This window comes from Streptomyces sp. NPDC018000 (assembly GCF_044328025.1).
Lineage (GTDB): Bacteria > Actinomycetota > Actinomycetes > Streptomycetales > Streptomycetaceae > Streptomyces.
This window is the reverse complement of record NZ_JBIRGM010000002.1, coordinates 530,421-543,338: the sequence shown is the minus strand read 5'-3', so window position 1 is coordinate 543,338 and position 12,918 is coordinate 530,421. Positions and strand designations below refer to the sequence as shown.

10 protein-coding genes are annotated in these 12,918 nt (G+C 68.0%); 4 read left to right on the top strand and 6 right to left on the bottom strand.

The window, feature by feature from the left end:
• Positions 1-126: 126 nt before the first annotated feature.
• Positions 127-2,712, bottom strand: a complete 2,586-nt coding sequence (clpB, locus tag ACH4EW_RS07040) for an ATP-dependent chaperone ClpB (RefSeq protein WP_398252521.1) — start codon at positions 2,710-2,712, stop codon at positions 127-129.
• A 202-nt stretch (positions 2,713-2,914) separates the two neighbouring features.
• Here clpB and ACH4EW_RS07035 point away from each other — a divergent pair, with 202 nt between their 5' ends.
• Positions 2,915-3,319, top strand: a complete 405-nt coding sequence (locus ACH4EW_RS07035; protein WP_398252518.1) for a pyridoxamine 5'-phosphate oxidase family protein — start codon at positions 2,915-2,917, stop codon at positions 3,317-3,319.
• Positions 3,320-3,431: 112 nt separating this feature from the next.
• Here ACH4EW_RS07035 and ACH4EW_RS07030 read toward each other — a convergent pair whose 3' ends face one another.
• A complete protein-coding gene (locus ACH4EW_RS07030) occupies positions 3,432-3,752 on the bottom strand; it encodes a (2Fe-2S)-binding protein (protein ID WP_093899390.1) in 321 nt (106 codons plus the stop codon).
• A gap of 334 nt (positions 3,753-4,086) precedes the next feature.
• Here ACH4EW_RS07030 and ACH4EW_RS07025 point away from each other — a divergent pair, with 334 nt between their 5' ends.
• A complete protein-coding gene (locus ACH4EW_RS07025; protein WP_398252515.1) occupies positions 4,087-5,058 on the top strand; it encodes a helix-turn-helix transcriptional regulator in 972 nt (323 codons plus the stop codon).
• Positions 5,059-5,161: 103 nt separating this feature from the next.
• Here the strand turns inward: ACH4EW_RS07025 and ACH4EW_RS07020 are convergent, their stop codons facing one another.
• From ACH4EW_RS07020 to dnaK, 4 genes are all read right to left on the bottom strand, one after another.
• Positions 5,162-5,608 (bottom strand): heat shock protein transcriptional repressor HspR, encoded by a 447-nt coding sequence (locus ACH4EW_RS07020; protein WP_398252512.1) that lies wholly within the window; start codon positions 5,606-5,608, stop codon positions 5,162-5,164.
• 1 nt (position 5,609) lies between these two features.
• Positions 5,610-6,794: a molecular chaperone DnaJ gene (gene dnaJ / locus ACH4EW_RS07015; protein ID WP_398252509.1), complete on the bottom strand. Its 1,185-nt coding sequence runs from the start codon at positions 6,792-6,794 to the stop codon at positions 5,610-5,612.
• Positions 6,795-6,887: 93 nt separating this feature from the next.
• On the bottom strand, positions 6,888-7,529 hold the full coding sequence (gene grpE / locus ACH4EW_RS07010) for a nucleotide exchange factor GrpE (protein ID WP_398252506.1): 642 nt from the start codon (positions 7,527-7,529) through the stop codon (positions 6,888-6,890).
• Positions 7,526-9,379, bottom strand: a complete 1,854-nt coding sequence (dnaK, locus tag ACH4EW_RS07005) for a molecular chaperone DnaK (protein ID WP_398252503.1) — start codon at positions 9,377-9,379, stop codon at positions 7,526-7,528. Before dnaK ends, grpE begins: the two co-directional genes overlap by 4 nt.
• Before the next feature lie 330 nt (positions 9,380-9,709).
• On the opposite strand from dnaK, the gene ACH4EW_RS07000 reads away from it, so the two are divergent.
• Both ACH4EW_RS07000 and ACH4EW_RS06995 read left to right on the top strand, forming a co-directional pair.
• Positions 9,710-10,375 (top strand): sugar transferase, encoded by a 666-nt coding sequence (locus tag ACH4EW_RS07000; protein ID WP_398252500.1) that lies wholly within the window; start codon positions 9,710-9,712, stop codon positions 10,373-10,375.
• Between the two features lie 102 nt (positions 10,376-10,477).
• Positions 10,478-12,769: a (Fe-S)-binding protein gene (locus ACH4EW_RS06995; RefSeq protein WP_398252497.1), complete on the top strand. Its 2,292-nt coding sequence runs from the start codon at positions 10,478-10,480 to the stop codon at positions 12,767-12,769.
• Positions 12,770-12,918 lie beyond the last annotated feature (149 nt).

Sequence of the window (12,918 nt, the reverse complement as noted above, 5' to 3'; positions counted from 1 at the left end):
TGGCAAGCCCTGAGGGGCCCGATCCGCCACAAGCTGATACGCAGCCGGTACGGACCGGGCCCGCCGGGGCCCTTTACGGGGGATCGCGACGCGGGGCCGGGGCGATCACGGCACCCGGCCGGGCGGTCACGCCGCCGGGCCGACGAGCAGGTCGTCCCCGACCCGGTCCACCCGGACGGTGTCCCCGTCCTTGACCTCGCCCGCGAGGATCTCCTTCGCGAGCCGGTCGCCGATCGCCGTCTGGATGAGGCGGCGCAGCGGCCGTGCTCCGTAGGCCGGGTCGTTGCCCTCCTCGGCCAGCCAGGCCAGGGCGGCCGGGGTGACGTCGAGGGTGAGCCTGCGGTCGGCCAGACGTCCCGCGAGCCGGTCGATCTGGAGCTTCGCGATGTGCGAGAGCTCGTCGCCGGACAGTGCGGAGAAGACCACCAGGTCGTCGAGCCGGTTGAGGAACTCCGGCTTGAACGAGGCCCGTACGACCTCCAGGACCTGCTCCTTCTTCACCTCGGGCTTGGTCAGAGGATCGACCAGGAACTGGCTGCCGAGGTTGGAGGTCAGGATCAGGATGGTGTTGCGGAAGTCAACCGTCCGGCCCTGTCCGTCGGTGAGCCGGCCGTCGTCGAGGACCTGGAGCAGGATGTCGAAGACCTCGGGGTGGGCCTTCTCGACCTCGTCCAGCAGGACGACGCTGTACGGGCGGCGGCGGACCGCCTCCGTGAGCTGGCCGCCCTCCTCGTAGCCGACGTAGCCGGGCGGGGCACCGACGAGGCGCGCCACGCTGTGCTTCTCGCCGTACTCGCTCATGTCGATGCGGACCATGGCCCGCTCGTCGTCGAACAGGAAGTCGGCGAGGGCCTTCGCGAGCTCCGTCTTGCCGACACCGGTCGGGCCGAGGAAGAGGAACGATCCGGTGGGCCGGTCGGGGTCGGCGATTCCGGCGCGGGTACGGCGTACCGCGTCCGACACCGCCCGCACGGCCTCGGTCTGTCCGATGAGGCGCTTACCGAGCTCCTCCTCCATGCGCAGCAGCTTCTGGGTCTCGCCCTCCAGCAGTCGTCCGGCCGGGATGCCGGTCCAGGAGCCGACGACGTCGGCGATGTCGTCCGGGCCGACCTCGTCCTTGACCATCGTGTCCTTGGCGGCCTCCTGCTCGGCCTCGGACGCCTCCGCCAGCTCCCGCTCCAGGCCGGGGATCTCCCCGTACAGCAGCTTGGAGGCGGTGTCGAAGTCGCCGTCGCGCTGGGCGCGTTCGGCCTGGCCGTGCAGTTCGTCGAGGCGTTCCTTCAGTTCACCGACGCGGTTGAGGCCCTGCTTCTCCTTCTCCCAGCGGGCGTTGAGGCCGCGCAGCTCCTCCTCCTTGTCGGCGAGGTCGCGGCGGAGCTTCTCCAGGCGCTGCCTGGAGCCGGGGTCGGTCTCGTTCTTGAGGGCCAGCTCCTCCATGCGGAGGCGGTCGACGGCGCGCTGGAGTTCGTCGATCTCGACGGGCGAGGAGTCGATCTCCATGCGCAGCCGGGACGCCGCCTCGTCGACCAGGTCGATGGCCTTGTCGGGGAGGAAGCGGGAGGTGATGTAGCGGTCGGACAGGGTCGCGGCGGCCACCAGCGCGGAGTCCGCGATGGAGACCTTGTGGTGGGCCTCGTAACGGCCCTTGAGACCGCGCAGGATCGCGATGGTGTCCTCGACGCTCGGCTCCGCCACCAGCACCTGCTGGAAGCGGCGCTCCAGGGCCGGGTCCTTCTCGATCCGCTCGCGGTACTCGTCGAGTGTCGTCGCGCCGACCATGCGGAGCTCGCCGCGGGCCAGCATCGGCTTGAGCATGTTGCCCGCGTCCATGGAGGAGTCGCCGCCGGCGCCCGCGCCCACGACGGTGTGCAGCTCGTCGATGAAGGTGATGATCTGCCCGTCGCTCTCCTTGATCTCGGAGAGGACGGTCTTCAGCCGTTCCTCGAACTCGCCGCGGTACTTGGCACCCGCGACCATCGCGCCGAGGTCGAGCGAGACGAGCCGCTTGTTCTTCAGGGACTCGGGGACGTCGCCCTTGACGATGCGCTGGGCGAGCCCTTCGACGACGGCCGTCTTGCCTACGCCGGGCTCGCCGATGAGCACCGGATTGTTCTTCGTACGCCGCGAGAGCACCTGGACGACACGCCGGATCTCGTGGTCACGCCCGATGACCGGGTCGAGCTTGCCTTCCCTGGCGGCGGCCGTGAAGTCCGTACCGAACTTCTCCAGGGCCTTGTACTGGCCCTCCGGGTCGGGTGTGGTCACCCGGCGCCCTCCCCTGCTCTTATCGAATGCGTCCAGCAGCCTCTTCGCGCTGGCCCCCTGCCCGCTCAGGATCTCACCGGCGCGGCCGCCCTCGGCGGCGATGCCGATCAGCAGGTGCTCGGTGGAGAGGTAGTCGTCGCCGAGTTCCTTCGCGCGCTGCGCGGCATCCGCGATGACGGCGAGCAGCTCGCGGTTGGGCTGCGGCGGGGCGACGGTCGACCCGGTGACACTGGGCTGCGCGCCCAGGAGCCGCTCGGTCTCGGTGCGTACGACGATCTGGTCGGCCTCGACGGCGGCGAGCAGATCGATGATGTTCTCGTTGTCCTCGCCCGCGAGCAGCGCGAGCAGCAGATGCCCGGGGGTCAGATCAGGGTGCCCGTCCTTCACGGCCCTGCTGGTGGCCGCGTTGATGGCGTCCCGGCTCTTGTTGGTCAGCTCGGCGTCCACGTGCGCTTTCTCCTCCTTGCGGTGGCTGATCTCTCCACAACACTGACTAGGTCAACGTGTACAAAGTTGAGTCTATTCCACTCAACCTATTTCGCCCATGGGGGCTCCGACTCTCCTCTTCAGATGTTCCGAGTGAACCGGCCGGGGCGAACCTCCGCCACCGCGGGGCAGGGGCACGGGGCGTGCTGCCTACGCTGTCCCCATGGCAGTCGACGTGACGAATCCCGGCCCCGAGTACCTCGCGTTCTGGCGCGAGTACCACCTGTGCACCCTGACCACTCCCCGCTCCGACGGCACGCCGCACGTGGTGCCGGTGGGCGTGACGTACGACCCCGAGGCCGGACTCGCGCGCATCATCACCAACAAGAGCAGCCGGAAGGTCGCCAACGTCCTGGCCGCGGGCCCGGACGGCGCCCGGGTCGCGGTCTGCCAGGTCGACCGCGGCCGCTGGGCAACGCTGGAGGGCCGGGCCACGGTGCGCACGGAGCCGGATGTGATCGCCGACGCGGTGAGCCGCTACGCGGAACGCTACGAACGCACGCCGGCACCCAACCCGGACCGCGTCGTCATCGAGATCGCCCTGGACCGGGCGCTCGGCAGGGTGTGAGGAAACCCGCGAGCTTCACCCCGGGCAGCACAACGGCGCCATCGTGTTCAGGTCACGATGGCGCCGTTGTGTGGGGGAAGTGACTGAGCGACATGTAACGACGGGGGATCGCTCAGGCACTGCGGGGGGTGGCGGAAATAGTCTCTGGCTCGAACAGCTGGTGGTCACGCCGGTCGAGGTTGACGAAAATCATGTCGTACCGGATCGCGCAGCGGACGGGCTGCGGAGCTCCACGCGGCTTGCGGAGGCACCGGTAGGCACGTACTTCGTCGTCTTCTTCACGTGCGACAACGATCGGGTCGCCGAACAGAGTGACCATCAGCGAGTCGCCACAACGGGGAATGGCTGTGACGAGATCGATGAAATGCCAGCCCGATCGGTAGGCCGTGGCCATCTCCCGCCGGAAGGTCCGGTCGTCCGGCGGAATGGTCATGCGCCTGCGGCCGCGCCGGCCGGCTGACTGTCCCAGGACACGTCATTGGTGGCGAGTCCGTCCGCCGTCACCCTGCTCGGCGCGTCATTCCTCTGACTGTCCCACGAGACATCCCCCTGAACCGCTACGGAGAATGCTGCGGCAGCGAAGGCGACGGCAAGAACCGAGCGAAGCAATCTCTTGTACATGGTTGGCTTCGTCCTCACTTGGTAGGTCCTCTCCCCCGGCTCCACCTAGACGATGTCGCAACCCAGCACGTCGAAGCCACAGGAGCGATGCATCATGTTCCTGTACGTTCAGGACCCTGGGGGGTGGAGATTTGCTCACAACAAGTATGAAACCTACGCATCCTCACCCCATCACCGAACTGTGCGACGAGGGTGCACGGCTGTACGCCGCCGCTCTGGGTGCCGGGCGTATCGGCCGCGCGGAGGTCGAAGCAGCTCCCTGCCTGTTGGAATTCGCTCTGCTGCACCCGGACCCGGACGACGCCACATGGCTTCGCCCGGTCCCTCCCTCATCCGTGCTCGCGCAGCGCCTGCATCCCATAGAGCGAGAGATCCGGGACCGCCGCCGGATCACCGTCGAATTGACTGACGCTTTCGAGCCATTCATGGCCATCAGCGCCCAGCCCTCGGTGACCACGCATGCGATCACCGTCCTGGAAGGGCTGCGGACCATCAATGCGACGCTGGACACCGCGACCGCCCAATGCACCGAAGAGATACTCACCATCCAGCCGGGCGGCGTCCGCAATCTGGATGTCCTCACCCAGTCGCTGGAACGCGTGGAGGGACCGATCAGCCGCGGCGTACGGCTGCGCACTCTCTACCAGCACACAGTGCGTCACGGCCCCGGCGTCTTCGCCTACTTGGAGCGGCTGCACTCGGGACATGTGGAGGTCCGGACGCTGGAAGAGCTGATCGACCGCATGATCATCTTCGATCGCTCCGTGGCCGTCATCCCCGCACGCCGTGACCGGCAGGTGGCGCTGGAGCTTCGCCACCCCGGCCTCGTGGAGTATCTGGTATCCGTATTCAACCAATTCTGGCAACTGGCGACCCCTCTCACCGAAGAGGCTCCGTACACCCCTCCCGATGACGGCATCACCGGCATTCAGCGGTCCATAGCCAAACTCCTCATCGAGGGATACGTCGACGAGGCGATCGCCCGACGCCTCGGCATGAATGTCCGCACCTGCCGCGCTCATGTCGCCAAGTTGTCCGCCACTCTCGGAAGCAACAGCCGCGCCCAACTCGGCTACCTCATCGCCCAATCAGGAATCCTCGACAAGACGCCGAATTAGACCGGCAGATGTGCGCGCCGGCCCCGCGCACACGGGCGAGGCCCGCCACCCGGGAAGGAACGGGTGACGGGCCTCGCCTGTCGTGCGGGTACGCCGAACCCGCTCAGTCCTTCGGCCTCTTCGGCCGCCAGACCACCAACGCGCTGGTCTGCTGCACATCCTGATAGGGCACCAGATCGCGTCGGTACGAGGCATGCACCTGGGCCTCGCGCTGCTGCATCGCCGCCGCCGCGCCGTCCACGGCCGACGAGAGTTCGGCGATGCGCTGCTGGAGAGCCGCGACCTGGTTCTCCAGCTCGATGATGCGCTTGATGCCGGCGAGGTTGATGCCCTCGTCCTGCGACAGCTGCTGCACGGTGCGCAGCAGCTCGATGTCGCGGGCCGAGTAGCGCCTGCCGCGCCCGGCCGTACGGTCGGGGGAGACCAGGCCGAGGCGGTCGTACTGGCGCAGCGTCTGCGGATGCAGGCCCGAGAGCTGGGCCGCAATCGAGATCACGTACACCGGCGATTCATCGGTCAGTTCGTACGGATTGCGTCGTCGGCCGTCCACCTCAAGCTCCCTTCGCAGCCTGGAACAGCTCCGCCCGCGGGTCGTGGCCCGCGGTCGCCTTCCGGTATGCCTCCAGCGCGTCCCTGGCCTCGGTGCTGAGATCCCTGGGCACCGTCACCTCGACGGTGACCAGCAGGTCGCCCCGGGTGCCGTCCTTGCGTACGGCGCCCTTGCCGCGGGCGCGCATCGTACGCCCGTTGGGGGTGCCGGCCGGCAGTTTCAGGGTGACCGGCGGACCACCGAGCGTGGGCACTTTCACCTCGCCGCCGAGTGCCGCCTCCGTGAAGTCGACGGGCACGGTGACCGTGAGGTTGTCGCCCCTGCGGCCGAAGACCGGGTGGGCGTCGACATGGACCACGACATACAGATCGCCGGCCGGACCACCGCGCTCGCCCGGGCCGCCCTTGCCGCGCAGCCGGATCCGCTGGCTGTCCGAGACGCCCGCCGGGATCCTGACCTGCATGGTCCGGGAGGACTTCGCCCGTCCGCTGCCCTTGCAGACGTCGCAGGGGTCCTGGGCGATGAGGCCCCGGCCCTTGCAGTCCACGCAGGGGTCGGTGAGCGAGAAGCCGCCGCCGGTGCCACGCGACACCTGGCCGGTGCCGAGACAGGTGGGGCAGACCCTGGGGGTGCCGTTCTTGTCACCGGTGCCGGAACACGCCTTGCAGGGCGCCTGGCTGGACATCCGCAACGGGACCGTGGCCCCCTCGACCGCCTCGCTGAAGCTGAGCGTCACCTCGGACTCGATGTCCTGGCCGCGGCGCGGCTGCACCCGTGTCCCCGCACCGCCCCGGTTGAACAGGCCGCCGAAGACATCGCCCAGACCGCCGCCGCCGAAACCGCCGGCTCCGCCGCCCGCGCCACCGCCCTGGGTGCCTCCGAAGAGGTCGCCCAGGTCGAAGTTGAAGTTGCCTCCGGCACCTGGGGGGCCGGCCCTGAAGCCACCGTTGCCGAAGAGGGCGCGCGCCTCGTCGTACTCCTTGCGCTTCTTGCTGTCGCCGAGGATGTCGTTCGCCTCGGAGATCTCCTTGAAGCGCTCCTCCGCCTTGTCATCGCCCTTGTTGGCGTCCGGGTGGAACTCGCGGGCGAGCTTCCGGTACGCCTTCTTGATCTCGGCGTCGGTGGCGTCCTTGGGGACGCCGAGGACCTTGTAGTAGTCCTTCTCGACGAAGTCCTTCGTGCTCATCGACGTCCCTCCTTCCGGACGATCGGCCATGCGACCGGCCCGTTGGGCGGTCGCATGGCCGGGCGGTGGGCAGCGAGGTGGTCAGACGGGACGTCAGGCCTCCTCGGTGCCACCGCTCTCCTCGTCGGTTGCCTTCTCTTCCTTGGCTGCCGCACCCGGCTGGGGTTCGGCCACCGCCACCCGCGCGGGGCGGATGGTGCGCTCGCCGATCCGATACCCCGGCTGCAGGATCGCCACGCAGGTCGTCTCGGTGACATCCGGCGCGTACGAGTGCATCAGGGCTTCGTGGATCGTCGGGTCGAAGGGCTCGCCCTCCTTGCCGAACTGCTGCAGGCCCAGCTTGGCGACGACCGTCTCCAGCGATTCGGCCACCGACTTGAACCCGCCCACGAGCTCGCCGTGCTCACGGGCCCGGCCCACGTCGTCGAGCACGGGCAGTATCTCGGACAGGAGACCCGCAACTGCGATCTCCTTGACCGTGGCCCGGTCCCGCTCGACGCGGCGACGATAGTTCTGGTATTCGGCCTGGAGCCGCTGGAGGTCGCCCGTCCGCTCGTTGAGCGCGGTGCGGGCCTGGTCCAGCTGGGCCGTCAGACCGACTGTCTGTGCTGCGTCCCCGGCCTCGGACGCCTCCTCCTTGGAAGAGGAAGCGGCGTCCTTCGGCTCAGCTCCGTCAGAGGTGGCGCCGGAGGGGACGTCGGGCTTCTCCTCGAAGCCCGGAGTCTCCTCGGTCACATCGCACCGCCCTTCGCGTCCTTCTCGTCGTCCACGATCTCGGCGTCGACGACATCGTCGTCGGCCTTGGCCTGCTGGGCGCCCGGCTGCGGGTCACCCTGCGGGCCACCCTCGGCCTGGGCGTTGGCGTACATCGCCTGGCCCAGCTTCTGGGAGACGGCCGCGACCTTCTCGGTGGCGGTACGGATCTCGGCGGTGTCGTCGCCCTTGAGCTTCTCCTTCAGCTCGGTGAGCGCGGTCTCCACCTCCGTCTTCACGTCAGCGGGGACCTTGTCCTCGTTGTCCTTGAGGAACTTCTCGGTCTGGTAGACGAGCTGCTCGCCCTGGTTGCGGGACTCGGCGGCCTCGCGACGGCGGTGGTCCTCCTCCGCGTACTGCTCGGCCTCCTCACGCATCCGGTTGACCTCGTCCTTCGGCAGCGAGGAGCCGCCGGTGACGGTCATCTTCTGCTCCTTGCCGGTGCCGAGGTCCTTGGCGGCGACGTGCATGATGCCGTTCGCGTCGATGTCGAACGCGACCTCGATCTGCGGGACGCCACGCGGGGCCGGCGGCAGGCCGGTCAGCTCGAACATTCCGAGCTTCTTGTTGTACGCCGCGATCTCGCGCTCGCCCTGGTAGACCTGGATCTGCACGGACGGCTGGTTGTCCTCGGCCGTCGTGAAGATCTCGGAGCGCTTGGTCGGGATCGTGGTGTTGCGCTCGATGAGCTTCGTCATGATGCCGCCCTTGGTCTCGATACCGAGGGACAGCGGGGTGACGTCGAGCAGCAGGACGTCCTTGACCTCGCCCTTGAGGACACCGGCCTGGAGCGAGGCGCCGATGGCGACGACCTCGTCCGGGTTCACACCCTTGTTGGCCTCCTGGCCACCGGTCAGCTCCTTGACGAGCTCGGCGACAGCCGGCATACGGGTGGAGCCACCGACGAGAACGACGTGGTCGATCTCGGACAGCTGGATGCCCGCGTCCTTGACGACGTTGTGGAACGGCGTCTTGCAGCGCTCCAGGAGGTCGGCGGTCAGCTGCTGGAACTGCGAGCGCGTGAGCTTCTCGTCCAGGTGCAGCGGGCCCTCGGCGGACGCCGTGATGTAGGGCAGGTTGATCGTGGTCTCGGTCGAGGACGAGAGCTCGATCTTCGCCTTCTCCGCGGCCTCGCGCAGACGCTGGAGAGCCATCTTGTCCTTGGACAGGTCCACGCCGTGCCCGTTGGCGAACTGCTTCACCAGGTAGTCGACGACGCGCTGGTCCCAGTCGTCACCACCGAGGTGGTTGTCACCGTTGGTGGCCTTCACCTCGACGACGCCGTCGCCGATCTCCAGCAGCGAGACGTCGAAGGTGCCGCCACCGAGGTCGAAGACGAGGATCGTCTGGTCGTCCTTGTCGAGGCCGTACGCCAGCGCGGCGGCCGTCGGCTCGTTGACGATACGCAGGACGTTCAGACCCGCGATCTCGCCGGCCTCCTTCGTCGCCTGACGCTCGGAGTCGTTGAAGTACGCGGGGACGGTGATGACCGCGTCGGTCACCTTCTCGCCCAGGTACGCCTCGGCATCGCGCTTCAGCTTCTGCAGGATGAAGGCGCTCATCTGCTGCGGGTTGAAGTTCTTGCCGTCCAGCTCGATCTTCCAGTCAGTGCCCATGTGGCGCTTGACCGAGCGGATGGTCCTGTCGACGTTGGTCACCGCCTGGCGCTTGGCGACCTCACCGACCAGCACCTCACCGTTCTTCGCGAAGGCGACGACGGACGGCGTGGTCCTGGCGCCCTCTGCGTTGGTGATGACGGTGGGCTCGCCGCCTTCGAGAACGCTGACGACGGAGTTAGTCGTGCCCAGGTCGATGCCGACCGCACGTGCCATTTCAATTCCTCCAGCTTGACTACTTGAGTGGAACTGGCTCAAGGATGCACGACGCCCCGCCCCGGTGTCAACAGACTTGAGTCGAGCAGACTCAACTATCGTGCATGCGCCTCGCACGCCCGGGAGATCGAGGGCGACACCCGCCCGTTTCGCGGGTCACCCAGCCCGCCCCATCATCGCGCCATGGGATCGTTCTGTTACAAAACGCCGTGAGCCACATAAAACCGGCACTCGATCCGCCCGACCCCCAGGCAGGTGCGAACGATGCAGACTCAGAGGCAGAGGCAGAGGCAGAGACAGAGGCAAAGGCGGAGACAGAGGCCGGTCCGCGTGCGGACACAGCCACAGGAGCGGACATGGAAGTGGCTGCGCAAATGGAGGCGGGAATGGACGCGGGCGCGGCCGTCGGCCAAGCGCGTACTGGACCTGACCCTCGGCTCGGCCCTGCTGGCCCTTGCCGCCCCCCTGCTCGCCGCGGGCGCCCTCGCCCTCGCCGCGCAGCGGGCCCCCGGCGGCGTACTGACCCACTCACCCCGGATCGGCCTGGGCGGCCGCCTCTTCGTACTGCACTCGCTGCGCACCCGGCGGCTTCGGCTGGATCTGCTCTCCCGGCTGCCGCACGTCGTACGGGGAGACCTCTCCCTGGTCGGCCCGGAGCCCCTGGCGCCGGACGACGAGCGGGCCCGGCCCCCCGGAGCCGATTCCGATACTCCTGGAGGCTTCGCCGCCACCACCGCGAGACACTGGCGGCAGGAACTCAAACCGGGCCTCATCGGCCTGGCGCAGGTACGCTCCCGCTCCGGAATGCCGTGGGACGAGCCGGCCCTGCTCGACCAGCACTACGCCGAGCACCACTGGGTGGGACTCGACCTGGCCATCCTGGCGAGAGCCGTACAGGCTGCGCTGTGCAGGGCGATCCGCGGACTCGCCCGGCGCGGCAAAGCACACCTGAGCGACACAGATCACCGCCGGTGCGGCTACAGCGCGGCGGAATAAGTGGGTAGTGTCAGCACAGACTGATTAAGTTACTGCTTAGTAATCGCCAGTATTCGCTTGTAGACGCTGGATCCCACCCTCGCAGGCCCGAGGAGCCCCCAAATGCAACTCGCCGCGATCATCGTGTCGCTGGTGCTGACTGTGGTCGGCGTTGCGCTCATCGCCCGAGCCGTCGCGCAGATCTACCGGTTCGTCACGCTCGGACAGCCGGTCCCGGCAGGCAGCCGCACCGACAACCCGAAGCAGCGCACCATCACCCTGGTCAAGGAGTTCCTCGGCCACACCCGGATGAACCGGTGGGGGATTGTCGGCTTCGCGCACTGGTTCGTCGCCATCGGCTTCCTGACGCTGCCGCCGACGCTGCTCCAGGCGTACGGGCAGCTCTTCGAGGCCGACTGGGTCCTGCCGGTCATCGGCGACTGGGCGCCGTTCGAGATGTTCACCGAGTTCATCGGTCTGATGACGACGGTCGGCATCCTCGTGCTGATCGCCATCCGACTGCTGAACCTGCCCTCCCGGGCCGGCCGCAAGTCCCGCTTCGCGGGCTCCAAGTCCTGGCAGGCGTACTTCGTCGAGTACGTCATCCTCATCATCGGCCTGGCGATCCTGACCCTGCGCGGTCTTGAGGGCGCGATCCACCACGTGGAGAACTACGAGGCCTCGTACTTCATCTCGTACCCCCTGGTCCTCGCGTTCAAGGGCCTCCCGCTCGGCACGCTGCAGAACCTCATCTACTTCACCGCGATGGTCAAGATCGGCGTCTCGATGATCTGGATGATCACGGTCTCGCTGAACACCAACATGGGTGTCGCCTGGCACCGCTTCCTCGGCTTCCCGAACATCTGGTTCAAGCGGAACGCGGACGGCGCGGTCGCGCTCGGCGCGCTGCAGCCGATGACGTCGGGCGGCAAGGAGATCGACTTCGAGGACCCGGGCGAGGACGACATCTTCGGTGTCTCCCAGGTCGAACAGTTCTCCTGGAAGGGCATCCTCGACTTCTCCACGTGCACGGAGTGCGGTCGCTGCCAGTCGCAGTGCCCGGCCTGGAACACGGGCAAGCCGCTCTCCCCGAAGCTCCTGATCATGTCTTTGCGCGACCACGCGCACGCCAAGGCCCCGTACCTGCTCGCCGGCGGCGGCAAGGACATGGAGGGCAACGAGAAGGCGTCCGAGGAGCAGCTGAAGGACGTCCCGGCCGCGGCTCTCGCGGAGGCCGAGCGCCCCCTGATCGGCACGGTCGAGGAGAACGGCGTCATCGACCCGGACGTGCTCTGGTCCTGCACCACCTGCGGTGCGTGCGTGGAGCAGTGCCCGGTCGACATCGAGCACATCGACCACATCGTCGACATGCGCCGCTACCAGGTGATGATCGAGTCCGCGTTCCCCTCCGAGGCGGGCACGATGCTGAAGAACCTGGAGAAGAAGGGCAACCCCTGGGGACTCGCCAAGAAGCAGCGCGTCGAGTGGACCAAGGAGGTCGACTTCGAGGTCCCGATCGTCGGCAAGGACGTCGAGGACCTGTCGGAGGTCGACTACCTGTACTGGGTCGGCTGCGCGGGCGCCCTGGAGGACCGGGCCAAGAAGACCACGAAGGCCTTCGCGGAACTCCTCCACATCGCAGGCGTCAAGTTCGCGATCATGGGCGGCGACGAGAAATGCACGGGTGACTCGGCCCGCCGCCTGGGCAACGAGCCGCTGTTCCAGCAGCTCGGCCAGGAAAATGTCGCGATGCTGAACATGGCGTTCGGTGAGGACGACGAGGACGAGTCGACGAAGAAGCCGAAGTCGTCGAAGAAGATCGTCGCGACCTGCCCGCACTGCTTCAACACCATCGCGAACGAGTACCCGCAGCTCGGCGGCGAGTACGAGGTCATCCACCACACCCAGCTGCTCCAGCATCTCATCGACGAGGGCAAGCTGATCCCGGTGACCCCGGTCGAAGGCCTGATCACGTACCACGACCCGTGCTACCTGGGCCGTCACAACAAGATCTACACCCCGCCGCGCGAGATCATGTCCGCCGTTCCCGGCCTGCGCCAGCAGGAGATGCACCGCCACAAGGAGCGCGGCTTCTGCTGCGGTGCCGGTGGTGCGCGGATGTGGATGGAGGAGCGGATCGGCAAGCGCATCAACAACGAGCGCGTCGACGAAGCCCTCTCCCTCAACCCGGACATCGTCTCCACCGCCTGCCCGTTCTGCCTGGTCATGCTGACCGACTCGGTCAACGGCAAAAAGGCTGCGTCCGACAGCGACTCTGCCGCGGGAGTCAAGGTGAAGGAGTCGGTCCAGGTGGTCGACGTATCGCAGCTGCTGCTGGACTCCGTGAAGACCCCGGCCGACCCGGCCGGCGAGGAGGAGTCGGCGGACGCACCGGAGCCGGAGCCGGTGAAGTAGCTCGGGCTGTCGTGCGACAGAAGCGGGGGGGGCCGCCCCCCCGGGCGGGGCCCGCCCCGCCGGGAAAAACGGGGGGACCCCCCCCCGGGGACCCCCCGCAGGGAGACACCCGCCCCCCACCCCCCGCCCGGTGAGACGCCCCCCCCCAC

What these genes read in the sequence shown, in the direction of transcription:
- ACH4EW_RS07035 (WP_398252518.1), top strand. Translation starts at nt 2,915, where the DNA reads ATGGCAGTCGACGTGACGAATCCCGGCCCCGAGTACCTCGCGTTCTGG.
- ACH4EW_RS07030 (WP_093899390.1), bottom strand. Translation starts at nt 3,752, where the DNA reads ATGACCATTCCGCCGGACGACCGGACCTTCCGGCGGGAGATGGCCACG.
- ACH4EW_RS07025 (WP_398252515.1), top strand. Translation starts at nt 4,087, where the DNA reads ATGAAACCTACGCATCCTCACCCCATCACCGAACTGTGCGACGAGGGT.
- dnaJ (WP_398252509.1), bottom strand. Translation starts at nt 6,794, where the DNA reads ATGAGCACGAAGGACTTCGTCGAGAAGGACTACTACAAGGTCCTCGGC.
- dnaK (WP_398252503.1), bottom strand. Translation starts at nt 9,379, where the DNA reads ATGGCACGTGCGGTCGGCATCGACCTGGGCACGACTAACTCCGTCGTC.
- ACH4EW_RS06995 (WP_398252497.1), top strand. Translation starts at nt 10,478, where the DNA reads ATGCAACTCGCCGCGATCATCGTGTCGCTGGTGCTGACTGTGGTCGGC.